Origin of the sequence: Novosphingobium sp. RL4 (genome assembly GCF_035658495.1) — a bacterium.
In the GTDB taxonomy this organism is placed as follows: Bacteria; Pseudomonadota; Alphaproteobacteria; order Sphingomonadales; family Sphingomonadaceae; genus Novosphingobium.
This window is the reverse complement of record NZ_CP141945.1, coordinates 297053-321898: the sequence shown is the minus strand read 5'-3', so window position 1 is coordinate 321898 and position 24846 is coordinate 297053. Positions and strand designations below refer to the sequence as shown.

Genomic DNA, 24846 nt, shown 5'->3' with positions numbered 1-24846 from the left:
GCTCACTTCGTCACCGTCCGGTCGAGCCAGGCGCGCAGGTCCCTTGCGGTTTCCCCGGGCAGTTCGAGCATCGGGTAATGGCCGAGATCGGGATAGTGGATCACGTCCACTTTCGTGCCCGAGAACTCCTTCACCGCATCGGCGGCGAGGTACTTCGGCAGCACCGGATCGGCATCACCCCATTGCAGCAGGATTGGCGCCTTGACCCGCGCGGCGTCGTCGCCCGCGCCCTTGGCCCAGACCGCCTTCTTGTTTGTCTCGTAGTAGTCCTTCACGCGGGCGAAGCCGCCGGGCAGGGTGTTGGTCTGGTAGTACCAGTCCACCGTCGCGTCCGTGAGGCGTTCGGGCTTGCCGTAGAGTTCGGAAAGCGCGCGGCGATAGTAGAAGCGCGGGTAGTAATTGGGCACCAGCGTTTCGTGGGTCCAGACCATCGCCCACATCAGGCGGCTGAAATCGCTGGGCGGCGGCGCTTTCAGCGGCAGGGCCGAGAGCGCCAGCGCCGTGACCTTCTGCGGATACTTCGCAGCGTAGAGCGTCGAGACGGTGGCTCCGCTGGACGTGCCGACAAGGGCGAAGCGCGTGACGCCCTTCTTCTCCATCAGCTTTTCCAGCAGCGCCACCACGCCGGGCATCCCGGTGGAGGGGGCGCTGTCCGTCGAGAGGCCGTAGGGCGGCCAGTCGAACCGGATCACCCGGTACTTGTCCTTGAGCGCGTCGGTCCAGCCGTCCCATTCGCGCAGGTTCGTCATCGAGCTGTGGAGCATCACCACGACCGGGCCATCGCGCGGACCTTCGTCGCGGATGTGGAGATTGGCGGTGCCGATGCGTTCGAACGTCGAGGGCGCGGTGGCCTGCGCCGCCTTTACGCTTTCATAGGACGGGTTCCACCAGCCCAGCCGCATCGTCAGCAGCACGAGCGCCAGCAGGACGACAACGGCAAGGACCGCGCCCCCCGCCGCCTTAAGAATTCGACCGACCGTCATCGCTGTTTCCCCCTGGGTAGGCTGTCATGGCCGGGCGATTGCGCCCGGCCATGGATTGTGTGTCTCGATCAGTTGGCGCCGCTTGAAAGAAGCTGCGCGCATTCGCTGTCGCCGCGCGCGGCGGCGCGGCGCATCGCGCGCCCGGCTCCGGCATAGAGCGCGGCGCCCAGCAACAGGAACGGCGTGCAGACCACGGCAATCGACCAGCCCACTTGCGCCGGGTCGTGCAGCACGCGCTCGGTCACGCTGGCGACCATCAGCGGGCCGAGGCTGGCGCCGATGATGGTGTTGAGCACGAGCGTGAGCGAAATCGCGCAGCCGCGCATTCGGGGCGGGACGAGGGACTGCAAAGTGGCGAACATGACCGTGCCGATCACCGAGAACACGGCGTTCGAAGAGGCCACCAGCACTGTCGCCAGGTGAAGTTCCCCAGCCAGAACGGCGAGCACCGAAGGCAACGCAAAAAGCGGTGCGACCGCGAGGATCGCGAAGCGCGCCATCGTCCGGCCCGAGCGCATCGAGCGGTCCAGCATCGTTCCGCCGATCAGCGGGCCGATGGCGGAGAACAGGATCGAGAGCGGCCCCAGCCACTTGCCGAGGAACGCGGCATCGGCGCCGTAGCCGCGCAGCAGCATCGTCGGCGCCCAGGCGGAACCGCCGTAGGCGACCGTGAAGCAGGTCGCGAAACCGAAATAGAGCGGCAGGAGCACGCGGCGATTGCGCCAGAAATAGGCGGCTTCCGCTGCGCCGGGCAGGCGCGGCACGGCTCCGGCGGCGGCCTGCACTTGTCGGACGGGCTCGCGCGTGAAGGCAAGCAGGGCCAGCGCCACCAGCAGCCCGCCGGCGCCGAACACCACGAAGACGATCCGCCAGGGCACGAGGTGGCCGATCAGCGGCAGGCCGAGGAAAGCGCCCGCGCCCGCCGCCGTCACCAAGAGGCCGGTAAGCGAGATGGCCACGCCGTTGGCAAGTCCCTGTCCCATCATGTAGAACGAGATCGGCCGTCCGCGCTGCGCCGGTGAGAAAAGGTCGGCGATCAGCGAGATCGCGGCCGGCCCCAGCGCCGCTTCTCCCAGACCCACCAGCAGGCGGGCGGTGAACAGCGAGCCGAACGTCTGGGCCAGCCCGCTGCCGATCGTCGCCACGCTCCACAGCGCGATCCCCGCGACAATCAGGTTGCGGCGGGAGATGCGATCGGCCAGCAGACCCATCGGCAGGCCCATGAAGGCATAGAACAGCCCGAAGGCGAGGCCCTGCAACAGCCCGATCTGCTCGTCCCCGATGCCGATATCGGCACGCACCGGATCGACCAGGATGTTGAGCGCCGCCCGGTCGATGACCGAGAGCACCCCTGCCAGGAACAGCATGAAAACCATGACCCAGGCGGATTTTCCGCCCGGCCACGAGCCTTCCGCCACCGGGCGGGAGCCGGACGATGGCATCGCCGCAGCCTCCGCCCTGTCGAGCGCGATCGGGCCGTTCATGGTCAGAGCAGGCCGCAGGCGCGGGCGCGGGTCTTCACATAGTCCCCCAGCCAGTCGAGATTGCGGAAGCGCAGGGTGCCGCGCCCTACCGCCGTCGAGCTATGGGCCATGCCTGCGATCAGGCGCAGGGCCTTGGCCATCAGGAACAGCTCGGTATTCTCGGTCTCTTCCCGGGTGAAGGGCCGAACCGACTGGTAGCCGTCCTCGAAAGCCTCGCCGATCTTCGGGTCGAAGCCGTAGAACAGGTTGCCCCAGACGAAGTTCTGCACGTCCTGCATGAGGAAGTCCTCGCCCGCGGCGTCGAAGTCCAGCAGGGTGATGCCGCCGTCTTCGGCGACGTGGACGTTGCTGGGGTGGAAATCGCGGTGGCACACGCCCAGCGGCACTTTGCCCGAGGCGGCCAGTTCGTCGAGCCGCTTGTCGAGGTTGGCGGCGATCACCGGATAGTCGCGCAAGTCGTCCGGCCGGTCGTAGACGAAGTCGATCAGCGCCGGCATGCAGATGTTGTAGTCCTTGGCCGTCTCGGTCGAGAACCGGTGGTCGGCGCCCGCCCAGGCATTGCCGAGCAGGTGCATCCGGGCCATGGCGGCGCCGATGCGGAAGGCGGTTTCCTCGGACAGGCGGTCTCCGAACTTCACGCCCGGCGCCCAGTCGTAAAGCGCGATGGCGCGTTCGCCCTCGGGGGAGAGCACCTTGAAGTAGAGCTTGCCGTCATGCTGCGGCACGCCGACCGAGGCGGGGAAGCCCTGTTCGCGCAGATAGTCGAGGAAATCGAGTTCGTAGGCCACGTCGTCAACGTCGCGGTAGGTCTTGCGCCAGACGCGCAGGGCGTATTTCGCTTCCTCGTCCTGCACGAGATAGACATCGTTCATGCCCCGGTAGAGCAGGAAACAAGTCAGCTCGCCCTTGACGGGATAGCGGCGCGCCACTTCGGCGGCGATGAACTCGGGATGGAGGACCGAGTGCGAAACCTCGGCCACCGGAAGGTCAGAGGCGGTCAAGGAAGTCACGCAGTTCATGGGCAATACGCTCCGGGGCAAGATCGAAAATGTCTTTGTCGAGATCGAGAAGCTGGACCGTCCGGCAGTCCGGCATGCGCGCGGCGGCCTGGAGGGACACTTCGAGAAGGTCTTCCGCCGTCTGCACGAGCACGGCAGGCTGGGTTACGAGGCCGAGGCGCGAGAAATCCCACGACCAGACGCCGCTGTAGGCCCAGGTGAAACGGTGCAGCACGCGCGATTTGTCGGCGAAGTTCCACACCGCCTTGTCGAGCGGCTGTGCGGGATCGCGGTTGGTGACGATATAGCCCCAGAGCCTGCCAAGCAGGCCGAGGATCACTTCGCCGCTTTCGTCCGGCTCCGGGAAATTGCGCGCTTCTTCGAGCTTGGCGGCAAGGGTGGCCGGATCGAACATCGGAATGCCGGTCAGCCCCAATGCGCGGACCTTGTCCGGGCGGGCGATGGCCAGTTCGCAGGACAGCAGCGTGCCGGTGTGGAAGCCGTAGAGATCGACCTTGCCGGTGAGCACGCCGTCGGCCTCCAGCGCATCGAGCGCGTCCGAGAAGGCGGCGGCATAGCCCGCCATCCCCGGCGGCGCGGGCGGCGCGTCGGACATGCCGTAGCCCGGCGTGTCGAAGGAGATCACGAGCCGGTCGGTCGCCAGTTCGCGGATCAGGGCCTCGTACTCGTAGGAAGACGAGGGGTTCTGGTGCAGCAGCACGATGGGCGTGCGTCCGGCCTGTGCGGCCCCGGCGGTGCGATAATGCATCTGGCCGTGGCGGCAGGTGGTATAGGCACGGCGGATCGAGGGTGTGTCGGTCATGAAGGCAGAATGCTCGCTGCTTTGCGCACCTTGCGCGGCCAAAGAGGAATCTCCGCTGTTCGGGGATCGGGTCATGCCACTGCGTTCCCAAGGCCTTCGGAAGTCTCCAGGCGCGCGGCGGCGAGCTTGTCCTCGTCAAGGTCGTATGCCCAGAGGAACAGGCCGTTGATTGCGAACATGACCGCCGGGATCACCGAGAATCCGAGCTTCAGCGCCAGCATCGCGCTGGCGGGCTGGGCGACGATGGCGCCGCCGGTGGTCGGCACGTAGCCCAGCGCGTGAAGGAACACGCCCAGCACCGCCACGCCGAGCGCGAAGCTGACTTTCTCGATCACGGCTATGGCGCTGGAGAGCAGGCCCTCGCGCGCCTCGCCGGTCAGCAGGCGGTCATAGGCCTGGGTGTCGCCCAGCATCGAGATCGACATCAGGATGATCGCGCCCGAGCCGAGGCCGCCGCCGATACCGCGCAGGACGATACCGGTCGTGGTGATCGAATGGTCGGCCAGGAGCCAGCTTAGCGTGGTCATGCAGAACAGCACGACGCCCGCCAGATACGTGCGGCGCTTGCCGAAGCGCTTTCCGGTCCAGACCCACAGCGGCATAACCAGCGCGGTGACGACGTTCTGGGTCACGGCAAAGGCGATCTGGCCGTTGTAGCCCACGCCCACGACGTTGAGCATGAACAGCAGCATCGTCGAGGCGACCGAGGCGAAGGAGAGGAACTGGAACACCTTGGCGCCCAGCAGCATCATGAAGGGCCGGTTGCGGGCGATCGCGCGAAGCTGCGCCGGACCGGGCAGGTGCTTGCCGGAACCCGGCGCGGTACCGTGCTTCACCGGAACGGCGAGCGCCGTCGCCGTCATCGATCCGCCGATGATGAGCGCCATGACCACGCCCATGGTGGCGAAGCCGGAACGGCCCGCGCCGCCGCTCTGGATCAGCCACGCGGTGCCCGCCATCGCCAGAAGCTGGCCGATCGAGACGAACACGGTGCGGAACGAGATCAGGCGCGTGCGTTCGTGGAAGCCGTCGGTCAGTTCGGCGGGCAGGGCCATGTAGGGCACGTTGAACAGCGAATAGGCGGTGGAATAGATCACCAGCCCCGCGATCATCCAGAGCAGCAGTGCCCCTTCGGACAGGACCGGCGGTGCGAACAGCATCACGAACGAGACCGCCGAAAGCAGCGCTCCTCCCAGGAGGAACGGCTTGCGCCGGCCCCAGCGGGTGCGGGCGCGGTCGGACAGGCTGCCGATGGCGACGTCGATCACCGCGTCGGCCAGCTTGGAGATCATCAGCAGGTAGCCGGCGATCTCGGGCGACTGGCCCAGCACGGTGGACATCAGCGCGGGGAAGTAGGTGGTCACGGTGTTGAGCATGATCGACACGCCCACCGTGCCGATCCCAAAGCCGAGGCAGGTCCTGACACTTAACCGGACATCGGCCCGGCTATCCTTCGAAACCGACATCTTCATGGTAGCTGCCTCTTGAGGAATTTGGCCATGGCGGCGGCCTTGGCTGCGGGTGATCCGCCGGTTGCCGCCTCATGCCCGTCGGCCAGCAGGCCAAGCGCGGTCTTCACCGAGGCATTGAGCAGGGCCAGTTCGGTCTCGGGCTTGAGCAGCAGCGTGGGCGCTGCGATCCGGGCCATGCGCTCGAACGCGCGGTAGCGGAACGCTGCGATGTAGGGCTTGGGATAAGTGTCGAGCGCCTTGAGCACGTCCAGCGTGATCCGGTGCAGCACTTGCGGCGGCGGCATCGGCACGGAAAGCCGATGTTCCGCATCCTTCATGAAATGGGGGAAGAACAGCGCCTGGTCGCGGCAGAAGTTGAACGCCCAGACCAGGTGGCGGCCATATTCGTCCGGCTCGACCACGGGGGCGTAATTGGCGATCACCGCTTCGCGCAGATCGTCCTCGTATTCGGTGATGCCGTCCAGCACGAGGCGGTGCACGCGGGCGGGATGGCCGGCGGCAAGCTCGCAGGCGATGCGGGCGCCGGTGTGCGTGCCGTAGGCATCGACCGCTCCGAAGCCCAGTGCGTTGCACAGGCGGTCCACGGAATCCGCGAAATAGGCGATGTCGGGCTCGGCAGGTCCGGGGGCGGCGGAATCGCCGTTGCCGAGCGTATCGGGCGCGACGATCTCGCCCAGGTATCCCGCCGCGCGAAGGGCCGTCATCAGGTCCTGCATGAACCATGAGGACGCGGGCGAGGCGTGAAGCAGGAGCAAGGGCCGGTGCGCGGCATCGGCCGCGGGCAGGCGGCGCAAGTGAACCTGCCCCTCATCCAGCCGGACGAAGGCGCGCTCGATCTGAAGGGTATCGGGAATCTCGGGTTCGTTCATGGGGGCCGAGGCTATCGCAGGCCGGTCACCCGCCGCCCCTCCATGCAAACTTGATCGGCAGGCGAATAGTTTTATCCCCCCACCCCGGATTGCTCGGCGGCGGGGTTCATAATCGCCGTCATGGACACATCCTTCCTTCCTGACGACGGCGCGCTTCTGACGGCGCTAGAGCGCGAGGGGCCGATCAATCTGGCCCGTGCGATCGCCGTGATGGAACGGCACGATCTGGCGGGCCTGGTGCTGGGCGATCCCGTGAACGTGTTCCACGCGCTGGGGCACTGGCCGCAGATCGGGCGGACCCGGCCCGGGCAGCCTCCGGGGACTTTCGCACTGATCGCGCGGGAGCGGCCCGGACAGTGGGGCCTCGTCACCAGCCGCTTCCTCCATCACTATAGCTGGGCCGACGGACGCAGCCGCAACGACGTGGCCGTCTGGCTCTACGACACGCTCGGAGACGCGGGCGACGACACCCCGGCGCAAGTGCCGGACACGCCCGTCCTGCCGCGCCGATCCAGCAGCCCTCCGACCGCCGCCGAGGCTCACCGCGAGGCGATTTCCGCGCGTGAGGCCGGGGCCATGACGGCGCGCGGGGATGCAGGGGCTGCCATCGCCGCGGCCATGCGCGGTCTTGGCCTGTGGCAGGGACGGATCGGCTACGACCACGGGGTCATCGCCGAAGTCGCCCTGCGGCGCGAGCATCCCGGCGAACTGGTGCAGGCCGACAATATACTGCGCGAGATCCGCCTAGTGAAATCGCCGCTGGAGCACGCCCTGATGGCGCGCGCGGCGAAGTCCAACGTCGATGCCCTCAATGCCGTGGGCCGCGCGATCCGCGCCGGCGCCAGCCATGCCGAATTGCAGGCGCTGTTCCGCATGGAAACCGCCGCGCGCGGCAATACGGCAGTGTTCCTCAATGTCGACCGGGTCTCCTCGGACCTGTCGCGGATCGAGGTGGCGGATGGGCAGACGCTGATGCTCGACGGGGTGAGCAAGTATCTTGGTTACCACGGCGATTTCGCCCGCACCGTTTTCGTCGGCGAGCCCACCCGCGCCGCTGCCCGCGCGGCACAGGCGGCCGCCTTCGGCTGGCAGGCGGTGCGCGAGAAGCTGCGGCCGGGCCTGCGTTATTCCGAGATCGCGATGCTGGGCGAAGCGGCCATTCGCAAGGCCGGATACGAGGCTGTCATCGGCTTCGGCCCGCACAGCGTCGGCCTGGCCCATACCGACGAGCCGGGCGAGGTCCACGGCGGTTTCTGGCGCAAGCCGGACATCGTGCTGGAGCCGGGCATGATCCTCTCGGTCGACTGCCCGACGCTGGATACCGGCATCGGCGGCTCGGCCCATTGCGAAGACCTCGTGCGCATTACCGAGACCGGCTGCGAACCCATCCATCCCCTTCACGAACCGGTGATCATCGTATGACCAGACCTTTCATCCTCTCCGCCTCGATCGCCGAGGTCGCCTTCGCCGTTCCCGAAAGCGCCGCGCCGATCCTGTACGCGGCCGAAGCGGCCGGTCTCGACCTGCTGGTCATGGGCCGCTCCGGCGCGCGTCCCTTCGATGCGCAAGTGCTGCTGGCATGGGCGGCGCCGCTGACCTCGCGGCTCGGCCTCGTCGCCACGGTTCCCGCGTCGAACGCGCACCCCTTCCACGTTGCCCGGGCGCTTTCGGCCATCGATTTCCTGAGCGCGGGCCGCACCGGCTGGTCAGTGGTATCCGAAGGCGCGCCGCAAGGCATGGGCGAGGACATGGTCGGCGCCGCCCGCGCGCTGTGGGATGGCTGGGGCAGCGACACGCTGATCCTCGACAAGGCGAGCGGACGCTATCTCGATGCGTCGAAAGTCAGCGCCTCGAACTACGAAGGCGCCTTCTTCAAGGTGGCCGGTCCCGTCAACGCCATGCGCCCGTTGCTCGGCCATCCGCTGCTGGTGGTGGACGGGGATGACCCTCTCGCCGTGGCTGATGCCGATATCGCGCTGTTTGCCGATGGACAGCCCGTGCCGCCGGCAAGCAAGCGGCTGCTCAAGGTTGCGCCCGATGCCGATCCTGCCGAACCGATGGCCCGTTTCGAGGCCGGTGAAATCGACGGCCTGCACTTCACCCTGACCGACGCCCTGTCACAGCTTCCCGTGATCGGCGCGCGCTTCGGCGCTCCCGTTTCGGCGCGGCCCTCCGAGAGCGGCGACCTGCGCGCGCGGCTTGGCCTGCCGATCCCTTCCACCGCATCAAACCAGCCCGGCGGCGCCGTGATCCCGGAGAACGCATGATGGACAAGCAAATTCACCTCTGGGCCTTCCTTCAGGGCATCGGCTTCTTCCCGAGTGGATGGATGCATGAGCGCGCGAACCCGGCGGGTGTGTTCTCGATGGACTATTACGCCCGCGTCGCGAAACTCGCCGAACAGGGCATGTTCGACGCGATCGTCTTCGGCGACCAGCTTCAGTCGCGCGGGGCGGGTGGTCGCACGCCGGAGCGCATGGCGATGCCGACGCTCGATCCCGTCAGCCTGCTCACCGCGATGGCGGCGGTAACGAAGCACGTCGGCCTCGTCGCCACGGTTTCGACGACATACAACACCCCGGAAATGCTCGCCGAGCGCTTCGGCACGATGGAGCGTATTTCCGGCGGCCGCGCGGGCTGGAACATCGTGACCACCGCGCACCCCGACACCGCCCCCAACTTCGGCGAGGACGACCTGCCGCCGAAGGACGAACGCTATCGCCACGCCAAGGAAGTCGTCGCCAAGGCCTGCGAACTCTGGGCGGCGATGGACCGCGAAGGGCCGCTGCTGCCGCAGGGCCGCCCGGTCCTCGTCCAGGCGGGCCAGTCACCCGACGGGCGCGATTTCGCGGCGCGCACGGCCGAGGCGATCTTCTGTCCGGCCGCCAATATCGAGGCAGGCGTGGATTTCCGCAGCGACTTGCGCACCCGCATCGCCGCCGTGGGCCGCGATCCCGACGGTGTGCGGATCATGCCGGGCCTGTCCTGCGTGCTCGGCGGCACCGAGGAGGAGGCGCGCGCCAACCATCTCGCCATTCTCGATCTTGCCGACGATGCGCTGGCCATCGAGTATCTCTCGGAATCGCTGGGCTGCGACCTGACCGCCTTCGACCCTGCCGGTGCGATCCCGGTGGACACGATCCTCGACCGGACGATCCTGCCCAAGGCCGACATCGCCCGCGCCATCACCCCCGCGCAGGAGAAGGGCACCCCGCTTGGCGATTTCGCGGCCAATTTCATGCGCCATCCGCGCGGCCATAACGTGTTCCTCGGCACGCCCGAGCAGATGGCGGACATGATGATCGCCTGGCGCGATGCCGGTGCCTGCGATGGTTTCACCCTCCAGCCCAGCTACATGCCGGGCGGGCTTGAGGACTTCGTCGAACAGGTGGTGCCGCTGCTCCAGCAGCGCGGACGCCTGCGCACCGAATATCCCGGCAGCACCCTGCGCGAGACGCTGGGCCTGCCCGCGCGTGAGGCGGTGGCGGCATGAAGAAGCGCCATATCCTTCTGGGCGCGCTTGGCGCGTTGGTGCTGGTCGGCGGTGGAAGCGTGCTGGCCCTGCGGGCAGGAGCGGGCGCGAGCGACCGGGCGGAACTCGAAAAGCGCTGGGCCGACGGCCCCTCGCGCTTCGTCACCGTGGACGGTGTGCGGATGCACGTGCGCGAGGAAGGCCCGGCGCGCGCGCCGGTCGTGGTCCTGCTTCACGGCTCGATCGTCAATCTCCATGAATGGGACGGCGTTGCCGAGCGTCTCAAGGACCGCTACCGCGTGGTCCGCTTCGACTGGTCGCCCTATGGGCTGACCGGCCCCGATCCTTCGGGCGTCTATTCCACGCCGCGTTCCGCGCAGCTCATGGACGGGCTGATGAAACAGCTTGGCCATGACAGGTTCGCGGTCGTCGCCACGTCCAATGGATCGAACGTCGCGCTCGAATACAACCGCGCCTATCCGGGCCACGCCACGGCCATGGCGTTTTCGATGCTGCCGCTCGAACGGCCGAGCCAGACCCGCAAGGTCGATCCGCGGCTGGCGTGGATGCTCTCGTTCCACAAGGCGGTGCTGCCGGACTGGCGCTCGCACTGGTTCTGGAAGCTGATGCTGGAGGATACCACGCCCCCCGGCTTCGTGCCGACCGATCGCATGGTCGACCAGATTTACGACATGAACAACCTGCCCGGCGCGCTGGGCCGCCAGGCGCAGTACATTCAGGCCAACGTCAAGGCGTTCAAGACCTCGGACGTCGGAGCAGTGGCGGAAACGGTGCGCGTGCCGGTGCTGCTGCAATGGTGCAGCTATGACGACGTGATCTCGCAAGGGGCCAAGGCCTCGGTCGCCCGCTTCACGCATGCGCCGGTCGAACTGATCGAATATCCCGACCTCGGCCACTTCCCGATGTGGGAGAACCCGGAGAAGTTCACCCGCGACCTCAAACGCTGGCTGGACAAGGTCACACCGGCTGCCGTTCCGGCCGCGAAAGCCTGAACGGGGCCGCCCGAACACCGCCCCAAACATCACCCCAAACATCGCAGCCCCGATCCCGCTCACCGCGCCTCGGATAGAGTCACGGTCGGCGCCGCAAGCCCGGACGGCAGCTTTTACGCCTGTCGGTCCCGTTGAATGGAGTTTCATCGCAAATGTCAGTGAAAGATCGTTGCCAGGTAGCGATTGCCGGTGCCGGCCCTGTCGGCACGGTCATGGCGACGTTGTTGGCGCAGCAGGGTATCTCGGTGATCCTGCTCGAAGCCGGACAGGACTGTGCGCAGGATCTGCGCGCCTCGACCTTCCACCCGCCGACGCTCGAAATGCTGGACGATATCGGCATCACGCCGATGCTGCTGGAAACCGGCCTCAAGGCCCCCGTCTATCAGTGGCGCGACCGCGCTTCGGGCGAAGTGATCGAGTTCGATCTCAGCGAGCTGCACGACGTCACCCGCTATCCCTTCCGCATCCAGTGCGAACAGTATCACCTTTCCCGTGCGCTTGCATCGGGGCTGGACAATCACGCCAATGCCGATGTCCGCTTCGGCAATCGCCTGCTTTCGTTCGTGCAGGACGAGAACGGCGTGGACCTTGCCGTGGAGACGACGATGGGGATCGAGCGCGTCCGCGCCGACTTCCTGATCGGCGCGGACGGTGCGAATTCCATCGTGCGCAAGTGGCTCGGCACCGAATTCGACGGGTTCACTTATCCCGAGCGGTTCCTGACCCTTTCGACCGAAACCGATCTCGGCCAGTTCCTGCCCAACCTTTCGCTGGTGAACTACGTTTCCGATCCGCAGGAATGGCTGGTGCTGCTGAAGGTGCCGTCCGTCTGGCGCGTGCTGGTGCCGGTGAACGGCGCGGTGGACGAGGCGGAACTGACGTCCGAAGCCAACAAGACGGCGATCTTCGATCGTCTCATGGGGGACGGTGCCTCGGTCGTCACGCATCACCGCACGCTCTATCGGGTCCACCAGCGCGTGGCCCAGTCGTTCCGCGAGGGCCGCGTCGTGCTGGTGGGCGATGCTGCCCATCTCAACAATCCGCTCGGCGGCTTCGGCATGAATTCGGGCATCCACGATGCCTTCAACCTGTTCGAGAAGCTGCTGCCCGTGCTCAAGGGACAGGCGGCGATGGAGCCCAGCCTCGCGCTTTACGACCGCCAGCGCCGCGAAGTGACGCATAGCTTCACCCAGGCCCAGACCAAGCAGAACATGGCCTTCATCAGCGGCGGCTGCGGATCGGCGCACGATGCGCGTCGGCGCGAGTTCCTGGCGATCAAGCAGGACGACGAACGCCGCCGTGCCTACCTCATGCGCCAGGCGATGTTCCAGAGCCTGGAGGATGCGGCGCTGATCCGCTGACCCGCGTGGAACCGGACCGACCGGTCCGGTTCCCATTTCTGAGACAGAACATGCCTGCCTGGTTCGTCATCACCACGAAAGTCCACGACCGGGAGGCCTTCATGTCGGGCTATTCCCCGGCAGTGGCCCGGCTCGCGGAGGAATGGGGCGCGCGCTACGTGCTGCGCGGCCGGAAGGGCCGGGTGCTCGAAGGCGCAGGCCATGAGGGCGGCGGTGCGGTCGTCATGGAGTGGCCCGATGCCGGAACCGCGATGGCCTTCTGGGAATCGGCCGAATACGCCGAGGTGAAGAAGCTGCGCGACGGCATTGCCGAGGTCAGCGTGACGCTCGTCGAAGGGTGATCCCTCGCGGTTCTCCGCTCTGCGGAGAATGCGCAGAAACGGCGCGGCGGGCGGCTGCCCGCAGGCACCTTCGCAAGGGACGGCATCGACTGGGATGCACGGCAGGAGGGCAGCAGGCTTGACCAGCGAACTAAACGGCGCGGGAACGATTCCGCGCGCCATCGATATACCGCAGACCATCGCTCCGCCTGCCGGTTCCAAGCCATCCGGTTCCAGGACATGGCGTATCCGGTTCGGCTCGCTCATGATCCCGCTGGCACATGCCGCGGGGCAGAATGTCGTCACCGTGCTGGGCCTGCGCTTCATGACTGACAGCCTTGCCATCTCGGCAGGGGCGGCGGGCCTGATCTTCGCGCTGGTCAAGATCTACGACGGTTTCCTCGATCCGGCGGTCGGCGCCTGGAGCGACCGCGCGGTGACGCCCTGGGGGCGCCGCCTGCCGTTCCTCTTCGCGGGTGGCATCGCCATGCCGCTGGGCCTCGCGCTGCTGTTCGGGGCGCCGGACATGGGCTCTATCGTGCTGGCGCAAGTCTTCGTCACGCTGGCTCTGGCGATCCACGCCACCGGCTATACCCTGCTGACGATCCCGGGCTTCGCGATGGTGGTGGAAAGCTCCTCCGATCCGCACGAACGTACCCGGCTCATGGCCTGGCGCACTTACGGCAATGCCATCGGCACCCTGATCGGATCGACGCTTCCCGCCTGGCTGCTCGGCCTGACCGGGCCGACGCGCGGCGGGCATCTCCTGCTGGCGATGGTCGTGGGTCTCGTGGTCCTGCTGGCCACCGTGCTGGCGGTGCGCCTGCTGCGCGACGCTCCGCGCACGCAGCCGCGCGCCTCCACCGCCATCGTGCGCCGCAATCCGCTGGTCGCGCTGGGGCGGCAGGTCCGGCTAGCCTGGGATAACCGACCTTTCCGGATTCTCGCCATCGCCCATGTCTTCCTGCTGTTCGGCACCGCGATCGGATCGGCTGCGCTTGCCTATTTCACGCGTGTCGTTCTCGGGCTGGGCGACGAGGTGCTGGGCACTTACTTCATGATGGCGACCGTGATGATGGTGCTGGGCATGACGGTGTGGGTCTGGCTTTCGGGCCGGGTCGGCAAGAAGGCCTGCTATATGGCCTCGCTGGCGCTGTTCGGACTGGTGCAACTGAGCTGGCTTGCCGCCGCGCCGGGCGAGAGCATGGTGCTGGTTTCTCTGCGCGGTCTGGCAAGCGGCTTTGCGGGCGGGGGCATGATCCTGTGCGCCTATGCCTTGCTGTCCGACGCCGTGCGCTATGACTATGTGCAGAGCGGCGAGCGCCGGGAGGGCGCTTTTGCCGGCTTCACCACGCTGTTCGACAAGCTCTCCTCCGCCGCGGCGCTGGCGGCGATGGGGGTGTTCCTGGGCGCGATGGGCTACGTTCCTTCGGCCAGCGGACAGGCGGCCGTGCAGGGCGAGCGGGCGATCCTGGCGATCATGCTCTGCGAATCCGCGATCCCCGCCGCGGCCATGCTCTGTGCCATCGTCGCCTTGTGTTTCTATCGGCTCGATCCCGCGCAGCTTCAGGCGCTGGAGAACGGGCAGGACGCGAAGGCCTGACCCTCAGGCTCCATTCCGGGAAATCATGCCATGTCACGCAAACCCATCGAGCTCGTCGGCCTCGTCTCGCCCTACCGGGGTTCCGAGGCGAGCGTCGAACCTGCCCTTTACGATCCCGCCTTCGTCGCCGAATGTGCGCGCGCCTATGAGCAGGCGGGCTACGACCGGGTACTGATCGGCCAGAACGCGAAGTCTGCCGACAGCCTCGTCACCGCGACATGGGTGGCGGCGGCGACCAGCCGCCTCAAGCTGATGGTTGCGCATCGTCCCGGTTTCATCGCCCCGACCATGGCCGCGCGCGCCTTCGCGACGCTCGATCAGTTCTCCGGCGGCAGAGCGGGCGTCCACATCATCACTGCCTTTTCCGACATCGAAACCCGCTGTGACGGCGATTACCACTCCAAGCAGGAGCGCTATAACCGCAGCCGCGAATATGTGCAGGTCATGCGCCGGATGTGGGCCGGAGAGCACCCCTTCGACCATGAGGGAGACTGGTACCAGTTCGAGCAGGCTGGCAGCGAAGTGCGTCCGGTGAACGGCAGCGTGCCGGTGTTCTGGGCCGGGACGTCGGAACTGGGCCTGCGCTACGGCGCCGAACTGGCGGATGTCTACGCGCTCGGGCCGGGCAGCGCTGCGCAAGTGGCCGAACTGGTCGGCAAGGTGAGGCGGGAGGCGGGGGTCCATGGCCGCGATCCGCGTTTCTCGATGTCGATGCGCCTGGTGGTGGCGGACAGCGACGAGGCGGCATGGGATCGCGCCCGCGACCTCCTGCGCGGTGTCGAGGCGCGGCAGGCCGCGTTCGGGGCACTGGGACGCGATCTTGGCCGGGCGGCACAGGATGCGGCGGAGCGCGCGGTGGAGGCGGACGATGCCGCATTGGACCCATGCCTGTGGACCGGGCTCACCAAGGCGACGCAAGGCCGCCTTCAGGTGATGTGCCTTGTCGGATCGCCCGGAACCCTGGTGCAGGCCCTGATGCGCTACCGCGAGGCGGGGATCGACAATTTCCTCGTCACCGGGTTCGACTGGCTGGCGGACACGCACCGGATCGGCACCGAGATCGGTCCGGAACTGCGGCGACTGGCGGATTGAGGCAGACGGGAGGCACGAAAAAGCCGCCGATGCGTCCGGCATCGGCGGCTTTTTCCTTGTCCCGGCAGCAGCTCTACTGCTGCGCGATATCGGCAATGGTCTGGTTGTAGGCGGCCTCGGTCTGGGCCTTGGCCGCTTCGTCGGCATCCTTGAGCTGGAGATAGAACAGCCGCTGGAGGAAATCCTGGCGGCGCTGCTCGCGCTCTTCCAGGGCGTCCTGGTCGAACTGGAGCGTCTCGATCCCGGCGGCGAGGTCGAGCCCCGAGGCTTTGGCGACGCGCTCGGCGGAATCCAGCCGGTCGCGCAGGACGCACATCTCGTTGGCCAGCACCATTATCATCGACATGGCGGCATCGAGGCCGGGCGTGTCGTAGAACTGCGGGCGCTTGCCCCTGGCGTGGCGGATGACGTGCGGGCGTTCGCCGGTGGTTTCTTCAGTCATGGTCATGTCGTTCACGCGGCGAGGGCCTTTTCTTCGGGCTTGCGGGCAATGAGAACTTCCCAGCCACCGCCGGGCGCGAATTCGCCGGCGGTGAAGTCACGCTCGGCAACATGCTCGGAGGCTTCCTGGCTGTAACCCTCGGCGGCGGCGGCGAATTCCATCACGGCCATCGGCGCGGTATCGAAACGCACGTCTGCGCGGTCGAACCCGGCCTTTTCGGCCAGCGCGATCTGGTCCATGTCGCGCATGGCGCCCCAGAACGGCTCGTTATTGTACCAGGTCTCGTTATCGAGGATGAACTGGGTGAACGGGTCCATGAGATCGAAGGGAGGAAGGTCTGCGTGGATCATCAACCCGCCGGGCGCGAGCACGCGGTGTGCTTCCTCGAAGATCTTGGGCATGGCCTTGCCGCTGGTTTCATGCAGGAGGATATGGCTGACGACGAGGTCGAAGTGACCGTCGGGGAAGGTGGTCTGCTCGGCGCTCATCTGCGCGAAGTTGACCTCCTGTCCCATCGCGGCGGCGCGGGCATGGGCATAGCGCACCACCGGCGCGCCCACGTCGATGCCCCAGACTTCGGCTTCGGGGAACAGTTCCTTGTAGGGCAGGGTCGAGTGGCCGACCGTGCAGCCCATGTCGAGGATGCGGCGGGGCTTGAAATCAGGCCGATTGCGCTTGAGGTAGTTCACCACCGAGCGGCCCATGTCGTCATTGTCGGGGCCGGTATAGCCCATCGCATAGAGGTAGACGCCCCGGTCGTAGAGCGCGCCCACCGAAATGTCCTGCGCGCAGACTTCCGAGCAATAGCCGCCGGGCATGCAGTGGATGTCGAGCGCGGTGACATAGCGCGGCGGGACGAAATCTTCGGGAATCTGCAGCTTTGCCGGGGTGGAGGCGGACAGTTCCTTCGCCTTTCCCAGCAGCTCGGGAAGCTGGCGGTCCACCGAGCCGTTCACCGATTCCCACAGCAGTTCCTGCGCGATCCGGTTCGCGGCGGCATAGTGCTGGAAGTAGAGATCGCCCACCATGCCCGTGCGGATGTCGCGGCGGTCCACCGGGGCGCGGCCGTGCTGTTTCTCGAACGACTGGGAGACGCGGGTCTGGTAGACCGGGCCGAGGCCTGGCAACAGGCCGGACTGGATGAAGCCCTTGAAGCTCTTGGCGAATTCCTGGCGCGAGGCCTCGTCGGCATTCGCTTTCGGCAGGGCTGCGTGGGGCGATTGCTGGAAGGTGTTGAGCATTCTGCTGCGACTCCGCTTGATCCTGTGCGCGGTTACGGTTCTGCGGCGATGCGCGGTTCGGGGCAGCCCCGCCGCCGCCGGCTATCCGCTTGGCGATCACCGCACCCTATCGCGATGCCGCGCGCTTTCGAAAGCGCAAAAAACCGATCAACCGGTTCGAACGGATGCCGGACCCAACAGGGGATCATCGAATGGACGAAATGAAGTTCTCCCGCCGCGAAAGCCTCGGATTCGCAGGAGTTGCAGCAGGACTTGCGGCAGCACCGTCGCTGGCGCAGGCCGCCACCGGGCCCAGCAAGGCAACGCCTGCCTTCAAGACCAGGATCGATTTCAAGGACCCGGAGTGGAACCGCGACGTCTACGTCCGTATCGATGCCGATATCGATCCTGCCAAGGAAAAGTGCGGCTGGCTGAAGGGCAAGGCCTATGGCGTGCGGCCGAACGAGCCGGTTCGTCCGCTGTTCGGCGTGGAGGGCTTCAGCTTCGTGCGGACCAAGCGGCTGGAGGACGGTTCCTATCGCCGGATGCTGCGCGAGATCGTGTTCTATCGGGATCTCGAAACCGGTAAGATACTGGAAAACTGGCAGAATCCCTACACCGGCGAGACCGTGAAGGTCGTGCCGATCGCCAACGATCCGTTCAACTTCACGATCAGCCAGTGGGCGCCCGAACCCCCGTCCTACGGCGGTCTCAACAAGGACAAGCCGCCGCGCAAGCCCTTCCTTCAGGATTGGGAGGAAGGTCCCAACGGCACGCTGATCCTGCGTACCGACATCGACATGCAGTATCCCAACGCACTGGACCCGGCGAAGTGGGTGCGCGAATCCGCCGGCCCCATGAACCGCGTTTCGGAGCACTTCATCTATACGGTGAAGCGCGAGGACGTTGAGAATCCGCGCCTTACGCATATCCCGCATATCGGCGCCTGGAGCCGGATCACGCCGTGGTTGCCGTGGATGCTGATGGGGCAGGCCGAAGGCCATGTGAACTACTTCACCCATTTCCAGACGATCGAGGACGGCGAAAAGGGCCTTCCGGCGGATCTCGTGGCGGCGGCGCGCGGTTATGGCGAAAAGTGGCTGCACGCGCCGACGGAGGACTATGGCCCGTCGCTTTCGAGCCTTGAGAACTATGCCCGCGAACAGAAGCCTGCCCCGGTTCCGGCGGGTTGGACACCGCCCAAGCCGCCCGCCGCGCCGCAGGCGCTGCTGCACAAGCCGGAGTAGACCGAGCGGCACCTAAAGCTGCCTGAACGGCACCGAGGGGTGGGTCGGCCTGTCGACCCATCCTTCGGTGCGGATTTGCTTTTCCCGACCGGAGCCCCGCGACGATGACCGACCAGACAAGACCGCCGACCGGTCTCGCCATCATCGGCTGCGGCCGCATCTCCGGCGCGCATTTCGCCGCCGCCGCATCGCTGCCCGGCCATGTCAGGCTGGTCGCCGCGGTCGATGCCGATCGGGCCGCGGCGCAGGCCGCCGCTGCGCCGTTCGGTGCCCGGGCGCTGACCTCGCTGGAGGAGGCGCTGGCGCTGGCGGAGGTGGAGGCGGTGCTGATCGCCACGCCCAACGCGCTTCATGCCGAACAGTCGCTGGCGGCGCTGCGGGCAGGGCGGCATGTGCTGGTGGAGAAGCCGGTGGCGGAGACCGGGGCCGATGCCGCGATGCTGGCGCGCGAGGCGCAGGCGCGGGGGCTGGTGCTGGCGGCGGGGCATACCTTCCGGCACAACGCCGCGGTGCGCTGCATGGCGGACATCCTCTCGGGCGCCAGCGCGGAAAGGTCGGCGCAGTTCGGCCGCCTGCGCACGCTGGAGGTTTCGACCTGCGTGAAATGGGACGGTCCGCAGGCCCCGTGGTGGGCCGAGCGCAGCCCGGAGGAGGGGCTGATCCTTTCGCTCTTCGCGCCTCATGCGCTGGATTTCGTGCAACTGGTCATGGGGGATGACGATCCCGTTCGCGTCCATGCCGAAGCTGCGCGCCACCAGTCCGGCTGGCAGGGCGAGGATGAGGCGATGATCCTGCTCGCCTATCCCGGCCGCCGCATGGCCAGCGTCCACATCTCGTACAACCAGCCCTCGGTGCTGGACCGCAAGGTGCTGCACTTCGAGCACGGCGTGCTGGAGATCGAGCACGGCGAGATATTGCGCTGGAACGGCGAAGTGCTGGTCACTCCGCCGGAGGGCGTGCTGGCCAATCCGCGCGCGATGGGCGGGCGGCGGCTTGATCACTACTTCACCGATCAGCTCCGCGAATTCGTGCAGGCCCTGCGCGGAGAGCCCCATCGCTGCCCGACCGGCGACGATGCCGCCCGCCTCATCACCCTGATAGACCGGGTGAAGGCATCGGCCCGCGCCAATTCGGCGGCCGATGCCATCGACCCTCCGCTTCTGGCGGAGTGATCAGCTTTCCGGCGTGAGCGTGACCATCACCACGTCATGCGGCTGGACCTGCGCCGAGAAGCTGCCCTTCATCGCGCCCAGATCGCGGTGCGCCCAAAGGTCACGCAGCCTGAGCGAATGGCCGGCCGGATAGTCCAGCTGCGCCCAGTTCACCGTCACCTTCACCGGCGTCTCGCCCCGGTTGAACAGCAGCGCGGCGCGCTTGCCGTCCGCCAGCGTGCGGACCCAGACTTCGCCGTTTCCGTCCTTCGCAATCCGGCGGCCCTGACGGCCCAGCTTGTCCTGATCGACCGCGATCACGTCCTTGTTGAGCAGGATCGCTCTGGTATCGGCGCTCATGTTCGCCACGTCGTTGCCCGCGATCAGCGGCGAGGCCATCATCGACCAGAGCGAGAAGTGGCTGCGGTATTCGGTGGTGGTCATGCCGCCGTTGCCGACTTCCAGCATGTCCGGGTCGTTCCAGTGTCCCGGCGCGGCATAAGCCCAGAGCGGCTCGTTGAGATCGACGATATCGAGCATGCCCAGCGCATAGCCGTGCTTGCCCGACCATTTGTCAGTGATATCGGCGGTGGTGCGCCACATGTTGCCGATCTTCGAGGCCCAGAGCCATGGGCGGTTGGTGCCCCATTCGCAGAGCGAGAGCAGCACGTCGCGCCCCGTGGAGCGCAGCGCATCCGACATCAGCGCATAGGCTTCTTCCGCATTGCGGCTGCCGGTGCTGCACCAGTCGTACTTGAGATAGTCCACGCCCCACGAGGCATAAGTGATCGCGTCCTGATACTCGTGGCCCTGACTTCCGGGCCGTCCGCCGCAGGTCTTGGTGCCGGCGTCCGAATAGATGCCGAACTTGAGGCCCTTCGAATGGACGTAGTCGGCCGTGGCCTTGATGCCCGAGGGGAAGGCCTTGGCATTGGCGGTGATGAAGCCCTTGGCATCGCGCTCGCCATGCCAGCAATCGTCGATCACGAGGTAATTGTAGCCCGCATCCTTCATCCCGGTGGCGACCAGCGCGTCCGCCGTGTCGCGGATGGTCTTTTCCGAGATGTTGCAGGCGAACTTGTTCCAGCTGTTCCAGCCCATCGGCGGCGTCTGTGCAAGGCCGTTGGCCATGCGTGCCGGGTCCTGCGAGGGCGGCAGGCGGTTCTGGTCCACTTCCTCCGCCAGCGCCGGATTGGTGAGGGCCACAGGGGCAAGGCTCAGGGCGAGTGCGGCGAATTTCGCAAGTCGCGACATGGGGAGCATTCTCTCTTTAAAGCTCAGTTCGGGCAGATCGCGCCGGTGGGATCGGCGTCGAGCTTGACGGTGGAAATGGCGATCGTCTGGCCCGCATTGCCTTGCAGCACGAAGGGACGTGAAATCTTCGTCATGTCCGCCCCGGCCTTGGCGAAGCAGGAGAGCGAGACCTTGACGCTGGCCCACTGGCCCGGCGCGGCGGTGAAGACCTGTGCGCCGTCGAGGAGCGTCTCGCCCAAGCCCAGCTTCGGCGCGACGGTTCCCTTGGCATCGATGCGGTAATCGATGCGCAAGCTGAGCATCGCGTTGCTCTGGCGGTTCAGATCGACCGTCGGTCCTTCGATGCGCACTTCGCCGGGGCCGGTGAAGGTGAGCTGGCGCGCGCCTTCCTGCGTGCCGCCGCCGTCGACATTCCTCACCGCGACCGCGCCGCCTGTTGCGAGCTTCCACGGCGCCAGCACCTTGCCTGGCAGGTAGTAGACCGAGACGTTGGAAAGCGAGGCATCGAGCCCGGCCACTTCGCTCAGCTGCGGAACCGCGCTTTTGTCCTTGTAGGTCAGGCCGTAGCCATAGGCGAACTGCGGATCGTAGCCCGGCTGGCCCACGTTGTTGAGGAACTGGCCTGCGTTCTTCGGCCAGGAATAGCTGAGCTTGCCGCGGAAGTCCTTGTTCGGCGTGCCGTCCTTCCTGGCGACCAGCACGTCGGCCAGGCCCTCGCCCTCGGAACCCGGCAGGAAGGCGGCAACGAAAGCGTCGGACTGGTTGATCTCCGGGTTCACCCAGAGCGCGCGGCCCGAGATGAACACCGAGACGACCGGAATCCCCTGCGCCTTCAGCGCTTTCAACTGTGCCAGCGCCTGCTTGTCGCCCGGCTGGAATTCCAGCGTGGAGATATCGCCGACCATTTCGGCATAAGGCGTCTCGCCGAAGACGACGACGGCGACATCGGGCTGCGGCCCCGTGACCTTGCCGTCGGCACTCAGCGTGGCGGTGCCGCCCGCCGCCTCGATCGCGGTCTTGAGGCCGCCCCAGATCGAGGTGGCGCCGGGGAAGTCGGCATTGGTGTTGCCGGTGCCCTGCCACGACATCGTCCAGCCGCCGGTCTGCATGCCGATATCGTCGGCATGGGTGCCGGTGACGAGCACCTTCTGGCCCGGCCTGATCGGCAGCAGCGCGCCGTTGTTCTTGAGCAGCACCAGCGATTCCGCCGCCGCCTGACGCGCTACCGCGCGGTGCTCCGGCGTGCCGAGCTCGGTGCGGTGTTCGTAGGGGCGGGCGGGATCGAACAGGCCCAGCTTGAACTTCACGCGCAGGATGCGGCGCACCGCATCGTCCACCCGCGCCATCGGGATGGTGCCGTCCTGAACCTGCTTCAGCGTGTTGTTGAACAGGTCCTTCCAGTCGCTGGGCACCATCGCCATGTCGAGACCGGCATTGAAGGTTGCCGCGCAATTGCCGTTGGTGCAGCCGGGGATCTGGCCATGCGCGTTCCAGTCGCCCACGGTGAAGCCCTCGAAGCCGAGGCGGCCCTTGAGGACATCGGTCAGCAGCGTCTTGTTGCCGTGGTTCTTGACCCCGTTCCACGAGGAGAAGCTGGCCATCACGGTCATCGCCCCGGCATCGATGCCGCTGACGTAACCCGGCGAGTGGATCTCGATCAGGTCTTTCTCGGGGACTTGCGCGTCGCCCTGATCGATGCCGCCGTGCGTGCCGCCGTCAGCCAGGAAGTGCTTGATCGATGCGGCGACATTGCCGTTCTGGATGCGGCTCTTGCCGGGCGTACCCTGCAGCCCGCGCACCATGGCGGCGGAGTATTCGCGGGTGATCTCGGGGCGCTCGGAATAGCCTTCGTAGGCGCGGCCCCAGCGATCGTCCTGCGGCACGGTGACGGTGGGACCGAAGGCCCAGTCGAAGCCGGAGGCGGCGCTTTCGGCAGCCGTCACCTGACCGATCTTCTCCATCAGTTCGGGATCGCGCATCGCGCCAAGGCCGACATTGTGCGGGAAGATCGTGGCGCCGAACACGTTCGAGTTGCCGTGGACCGAATCCATGCCGAAGATCACCGGGATCGGCACATGGCCGGGGCGCTTTTCGATCGAGATCTGGCGGAAGGCTTCGGCGGTGGCGATCCAGTCGCTGGCCGGGCCCCGGTCGTTGCCCGAAAGCGGCGGATCGTTGCCGCCGCCCAGGATCGAGCCCACCGGATATTCGCGCAGTTCCTCCGGCTTCATCGCGGCGATGCTGGGCTGGATCATCTGCCCGACCTTCTCCCGCACCGACATCTGCGCCATCAGCCGGGTGATCTTCGCCTCCGTTTCCGGATCGACAAGGCCGACGCTCTGCGCCTTGGGCCAGAGTTCGGCATGCGCGGTGGCGGCGGGGCCGGTGTCCTCGGCAAGAGCGCTTGCCAGCGGCAGTACGCTTCCGGAAAGGGCAAGCAGAGTGGCGAGCGTACGGCGCATCGGGCGTTCCTAGGCTGAATGGGCGGGCACGCGCCCATGATCATGAGGCGCGGCAGGGGCGGCGCAGTTTTCGGCGATGAAGCGGGCATGCGGCACTGCCAGCGCTGCGGCGCGCCCGATGGCCTCACGCATCTTGGCGAACGAAGCGCCCAGTTCCTCCACCGTCAACTGGTCCGCCAGCGGATCGTGGCGGGGCGGCCAGATGTCGAAACCGGCATACATCGAAAGCCAGCTCGGCGACTGGAAGGAGTCCCACTCGAAACGCGGCAGCTTGCCGCCGCCCGTGAAGGCACGGATGCGTGCGGCCAGCGTCTCGGGCAGTTCCAGCGCGCGGCATTCGTCCCACATCGCTTCGCCCTCGCGGCGGTTCGCCCAGTAGTGGAGCAGCAGGAAGTCCCTGATCCGCGCATATTCCAGCCGGGTGATGCGGTTGAATTCATCCGCCAGCGAGGGATCGAAGTCACGGTCGGGGAAGTGGTCGAGCAGGCGTTCGACGGCGCTCTGGATGAGGGTGATCGAGGTCGATTCCAGCGGTTCGAGGAAGCCCGCGGCCAGGCCCACCGCCACGCAGTTCTTCTCCCACAGGCGCTGCCGGTGCCCGGTCCTGAAGCGCAGCATGTTGGGTTCGGCCAGCGTCTCGCCTTCGAGCCGCGAGAGCAGCGTGGCGGTGGCCTCGTCGTCGGAAATGTGGCGGCTCGAATAGACGTAGCCGTTGCCGACGCGGTGCTGGAGCGGGATGCGCCACTGCCACCCGGCGGAAAGCGCGGTGCTCCGGGTGAAGGGGGCCATCTCCTCGCCATGCGTGCAGGGCACGGCCACCGCGCGGTCGCAGGGGAGCAGGTGCGTCCAGTCCTCGTAAGGCACGTCCAGCGCCTGTCCCAGCAGGAGGCTGCGGAAGCCCGAACAGTCCACGAAGAGATCGGCCGCCAGTTCGGCCCCTCCTTCGAGCGTGACGGAGGCGATGCGTCCGGTCTCTCCATCGCGGTTCACGCCGGCGATGGTGCCTTCGACATGGCGCACGCCCAGATCGTCCCGGGCGCGCTGGGAAAGAAACCGCGCGAAGAGGCCCGCGTCGAAATGGATCGCCCAGTCGAACACGCCGAGGTCGTTGGCGGGCTGGTCGGGCGGCAGCAGCACGAGACCGCGCGATGCCGCCTCGGTCGCCAGGCAATAGGCCGAGAGGGGGGTCTCGTCTCCCGCCATGCGGCGCTTGAGCCAGAACTGGTGGAACGGCACCGCGAAGGCGTCCACGCCGTAGCGGCCGAAGGGATGGAAAAAGCGTTCCCCGGGCCGTGCCCAGTCCTGGAATTCGATGCCGAGCTTCACGGTGCCCTGCGTGGCCCGCATCACTTCGAATTCGGTGACGCCGATGGCCTTGAAGTAATCCCGAATGGCGGGAACCGTCGCCTCGCCCACGCCGACGGTGCGGATGTCGGGGCTTTCGACGAGAGTAATCTCGATCGGCAGGCGGCGCAGGCGCGTTGCCAGCAGGTTTGCAGTCATCCAGCCGGCGGTGCCGCCGCCGACGATCAGGATGGAACGGATCGCATTCTTCGCCATTGTCTGGCCCCCCGAAGACC

At 66.9% G+C, this 24846-nt stretch carries 21 protein-coding genes; 10 read left to right on the top strand and 11 right to left on the bottom strand.

Features of this window, described 5'->3' with window-relative positions; genetic code table 11:
• Positions 1–2 precede the first annotated feature (2 nt).
• The 6 genes from U9J33_RS18755 to U9J33_RS18730 all read right to left on the bottom strand — a co-directional run bounded on the left by U9J33_RS18755 (position 3) and on the right by U9J33_RS18730 (position 6629).
• The gene (locus U9J33_RS18755) at positions 3–983 is read right to left on the bottom strand and encodes an alpha/beta fold hydrolase (RefSeq protein WP_185999774.1); all 981 of its coding nucleotides are present in this window, start codon (positions 981–983) and stop codon (positions 3–5) included.
• Between the two features lie 68 nt (positions 984–1051).
• Positions 1052–2467, bottom strand: a complete 1416-nt coding sequence (locus U9J33_RS18750) for an MFS transporter (RefSeq protein WP_324699671.1) — start codon at positions 2465–2467, stop codon at positions 1052–1054.
• 2 nt (positions 2468–2469) lie between these two features.
• The gene (locus U9J33_RS18745) at positions 2470–3477 is read right to left on the bottom strand and encodes a phosphotransferase enzyme family protein (RefSeq protein ID WP_292636074.1); all 1008 of its coding nucleotides are present in this window, start codon (positions 3475–3477) and stop codon (positions 2470–2472) included.
• Positions 3455–4288 (bottom strand): alpha/beta fold hydrolase, encoded by an 834-nt coding sequence (locus tag U9J33_RS18740; RefSeq protein ID WP_185999772.1) that lies wholly within the window; start codon positions 4286–4288, stop codon positions 3455–3457. Before U9J33_RS18740 ends, U9J33_RS18745 begins: the two co-directional genes overlap by 23 nt.
• A 71-nt stretch (positions 4289–4359) precedes the next feature.
• Positions 4360–5760 (bottom strand): MFS transporter, encoded by a 1401-nt coding sequence (locus U9J33_RS18735; protein ID WP_324699670.1) that lies wholly within the window; start codon positions 5758–5760, stop codon positions 4360–4362.
• Complete coding sequence (locus tag U9J33_RS18730; protein WP_324699669.1) at positions 5757–6629, bottom strand: alpha/beta fold hydrolase; 873 nt, start codon at positions 6627–6629, stop codon at positions 5757–5759. The genes U9J33_RS18735 and U9J33_RS18730 overlap by 4 nt, the downstream gene beginning before the upstream one ends.
• 120 nt (positions 6630–6749) lie before the next feature.
• Here U9J33_RS18730 and U9J33_RS18725 point away from each other — a divergent pair, with 120 nt between their 5' ends.
• The 8 genes from U9J33_RS18725 to U9J33_RS18690 all read left to right on the top strand — a co-directional run bounded on the left by U9J33_RS18725 (position 6750) and on the right by U9J33_RS18690 (position 15490).
• Positions 6750–8051 (top strand): M24 family metallopeptidase, encoded by a 1302-nt coding sequence (locus U9J33_RS18725; protein WP_324699668.1) that lies wholly within the window; start codon positions 6750–6752, stop codon positions 8049–8051.
• On the top strand, positions 8048–8896 hold the full coding sequence (locus tag U9J33_RS18720; RefSeq protein ID WP_324699667.1) for an LLM class flavin-dependent oxidoreductase: 849 nt from the start codon (positions 8048–8050) through the stop codon (positions 8894–8896). Before U9J33_RS18725 ends, U9J33_RS18720 begins: the two co-directional genes overlap by 4 nt.
• Complete coding sequence (locus U9J33_RS18715; protein ID WP_324699666.1) at positions 8893–10122, top strand: LLM class flavin-dependent oxidoreductase; 1230 nt, start codon at positions 8893–8895, stop codon at positions 10120–10122. Before U9J33_RS18720 ends, U9J33_RS18715 begins: the two co-directional genes overlap by 4 nt.
• Positions 10119–11114, top strand: coding sequence for an alpha/beta hydrolase (locus U9J33_RS18710; protein ID WP_324699665.1), 996 nt, complete (start codon positions 10119–10121; stop codon positions 11112–11114). Before U9J33_RS18715 ends, U9J33_RS18710 begins: the two co-directional genes overlap by 4 nt.
• Before the next feature lie 152 nt (positions 11115–11266).
• Positions 11267–12475: an FAD-dependent oxidoreductase gene (locus U9J33_RS18705; protein ID WP_324699664.1), complete on the top strand. Its 1209-nt coding sequence runs from the start codon at positions 11267–11269 to the stop codon at positions 12473–12475.
• Positions 12476–12525: 50 nt separating this feature from the next.
• On the top strand, positions 12526–12816 hold the full coding sequence (locus U9J33_RS18700; protein ID WP_054439005.1) for a DUF1330 domain-containing protein: 291 nt from the start codon (positions 12526–12528) through the stop codon (positions 12814–12816).
• Positions 12817–12934: 118 nt separating this feature from the next.
• Entirely contained in the window at positions 12935–14398 is a 1464-nt protein-coding gene (locus U9J33_RS18695) for an MFS transporter (protein WP_324699663.1), read from the top strand.
• Positions 14399–14428: 30 nt separating this feature from the next.
• Positions 14429–15490: an LLM class flavin-dependent oxidoreductase gene (locus U9J33_RS18690; RefSeq protein WP_324699662.1), complete on the top strand. Its 1062-nt coding sequence runs from the start codon at positions 14429–14431 to the stop codon at positions 15488–15490.
• A 73-nt stretch (positions 15491–15563) separates the two neighbouring features.
• Here U9J33_RS18690 and U9J33_RS18685 read toward each other — a convergent pair whose 3' ends face one another.
• Both U9J33_RS18685 and U9J33_RS18680 read right to left on the bottom strand, forming a co-directional pair.
• Positions 15564–15938 carry a hypothetical protein gene (locus U9J33_RS18685; protein WP_324699945.1) on the bottom strand — a complete coding sequence of 125 codons (375 nt, stop codon included), beginning with the start codon at positions 15936–15938 and terminating at the stop codon, positions 15564–15566.
• 5 nt (positions 15939–15943) lie between these two features.
• A complete protein-coding gene (locus U9J33_RS18680; protein ID WP_324699661.1) occupies positions 15944–17173 on the bottom strand; it encodes a class I SAM-dependent methyltransferase in 1230 nt (409 codons plus the stop codon).
• Positions 17174–17364: 191 nt separating this feature from the next.
• On the opposite strand from U9J33_RS18680, the gene U9J33_RS18675 reads away from it, so the two are divergent.
• Both U9J33_RS18675 and U9J33_RS18670 read left to right on the top strand, forming a co-directional pair.
• Positions 17365–18399: a DUF1838 family protein gene (locus tag U9J33_RS18675; RefSeq protein WP_185999764.1), complete on the top strand. Its 1035-nt coding sequence runs from the start codon at positions 17365–17367 to the stop codon at positions 18397–18399.
• A gap of 104 nt (positions 18400–18503) precedes the next feature.
• Entirely contained in the window at positions 18504–19571 is a 1068-nt protein-coding gene (locus tag U9J33_RS18670; RefSeq protein WP_324699660.1) for a Gfo/Idh/MocA family oxidoreductase, read from the top strand.
• Here U9J33_RS18670 and U9J33_RS18665 read toward each other — a convergent pair whose 3' ends face one another.
• The 3 genes from U9J33_RS18665 to U9J33_RS18655 are packed head-to-tail and all read right to left on the bottom strand — an operon-like array spanning position 19572 to position 24826.
• Positions 19572–20804: a glycoside hydrolase family 27 protein gene (locus tag U9J33_RS18665; RefSeq protein WP_324699659.1), complete on the bottom strand. Its 1233-nt coding sequence runs from the start codon at positions 20802–20804 to the stop codon at positions 19572–19574.
• Positions 20805–20827: 23 nt separating this feature from the next.
• Complete coding sequence (locus U9J33_RS18660) at positions 20828–23266, bottom strand: glycoside hydrolase family 3 protein (protein ID WP_324699658.1); 2439 nt, start codon at positions 23264–23266, stop codon at positions 20828–20830.
• 9 nt (positions 23267–23275) lie between these two features.
• Entirely contained in the window at positions 23276–24826 is a 1551-nt protein-coding gene (locus tag U9J33_RS18655; RefSeq protein WP_324699657.1) for a tryptophan halogenase family protein, read from the bottom strand.
• Positions 24827–24846 lie beyond the last annotated feature (20 nt).

Bases quoted from the DNA above. Each gene is read 5' to 3' on its own strand.
- U9J33_RS18755 (WP_185999774.1), bottom strand. From the start codon at position 983: ATGACGGTCGGTCGAATTCTTAAGGCGGCGGGGGGCGCGGTCCTTGCC.
- U9J33_RS18750 (WP_324699671.1), bottom strand. From the start codon at position 2,467: ATGAACGGCCCGATCGCGCTCGACAGGGCGGAGGCTGCGGCGATGCCA.
- U9J33_RS18740 (WP_185999772.1), bottom strand. From the start codon at position 4,288: ATGACCGACACACCCTCGATCCGCCGTGCCTATACCACCTGCCGCCAC.
- U9J33_RS18735 (WP_324699670.1), bottom strand. From the start codon at position 5,760: ATGAAGATGTCGGTTTCGAAGGATAGCCGGGCCGATGTCCGGTTAAGT.
- U9J33_RS18730 (WP_324699669.1), bottom strand. From the start codon at position 6,629: ATGAACGAACCCGAGATTCCCGATACCCTTCAGATCGAGCGCGCCTTC.
- U9J33_RS18725 (WP_324699668.1), top strand. From the start codon at position 6,750: ATGGACACATCCTTCCTTCCTGACGACGGCGCGCTTCTGACGGCGCTA.
- U9J33_RS18720 (WP_324699667.1), top strand. From the start codon at position 8,048: ATGACCAGACCTTTCATCCTCTCCGCCTCGATCGCCGAGGTCGCCTTC.
- U9J33_RS18715 (WP_324699666.1), top strand. From the start codon at position 8,893: ATGATGGACAAGCAAATTCACCTCTGGGCCTTCCTTCAGGGCATCGGC.
- U9J33_RS18710 (WP_324699665.1), top strand. From the start codon at position 10,119: ATGAAGAAGCGCCATATCCTTCTGGGCGCGCTTGGCGCGTTGGTGCTG.
- U9J33_RS18705 (WP_324699664.1), top strand. From the start codon at position 11,267: ATGTCAGTGAAAGATCGTTGCCAGGTAGCGATTGCCGGTGCCGGCCCT.
- U9J33_RS18700 (WP_054439005.1), top strand. From the start codon at position 12,526: ATGCCTGCCTGGTTCGTCATCACCACGAAAGTCCACGACCGGGAGGCC.
- U9J33_RS18690 (WP_324699662.1), top strand. From the start codon at position 14,429: ATGTCACGCAAACCCATCGAGCTCGTCGGCCTCGTCTCGCCCTACCGG.
- U9J33_RS18685 (WP_324699945.1), bottom strand. From the start codon at position 15,938: ATGACCATGACTGAAGAAACCACCGGCGAACGCCCGCACGTCATCCGC.
- U9J33_RS18680 (WP_324699661.1), bottom strand. From the start codon at position 17,173: ATGCTCAACACCTTCCAGCAATCGCCCCACGCAGCCCTGCCGAAAGCG.
- U9J33_RS18675 (WP_185999764.1), top strand. From the start codon at position 17,365: ATGGACGAAATGAAGTTCTCCCGCCGCGAAAGCCTCGGATTCGCAGGA.
- U9J33_RS18670 (WP_324699660.1), top strand. From the start codon at position 18,504: ATGACCGACCAGACAAGACCGCCGACCGGTCTCGCCATCATCGGCTGC.
- U9J33_RS18665 (WP_324699659.1), bottom strand. From the start codon at position 20,804: ATGTCGCGACTTGCGAAATTCGCCGCACTCGCCCTGAGCCTTGCCCCT.
- U9J33_RS18660 (WP_324699658.1), bottom strand. From the start codon at position 23,266: ATGCGCCGTACGCTCGCCACTCTGCTTGCCCTTTCCGGAAGCGTACTG.
- U9J33_RS18655 (WP_324699657.1), bottom strand. From the start codon at position 24,826: ATGGCGAAGAATGCGATCCGTTCCATCCTGATCGTCGGCGGCGGCACC.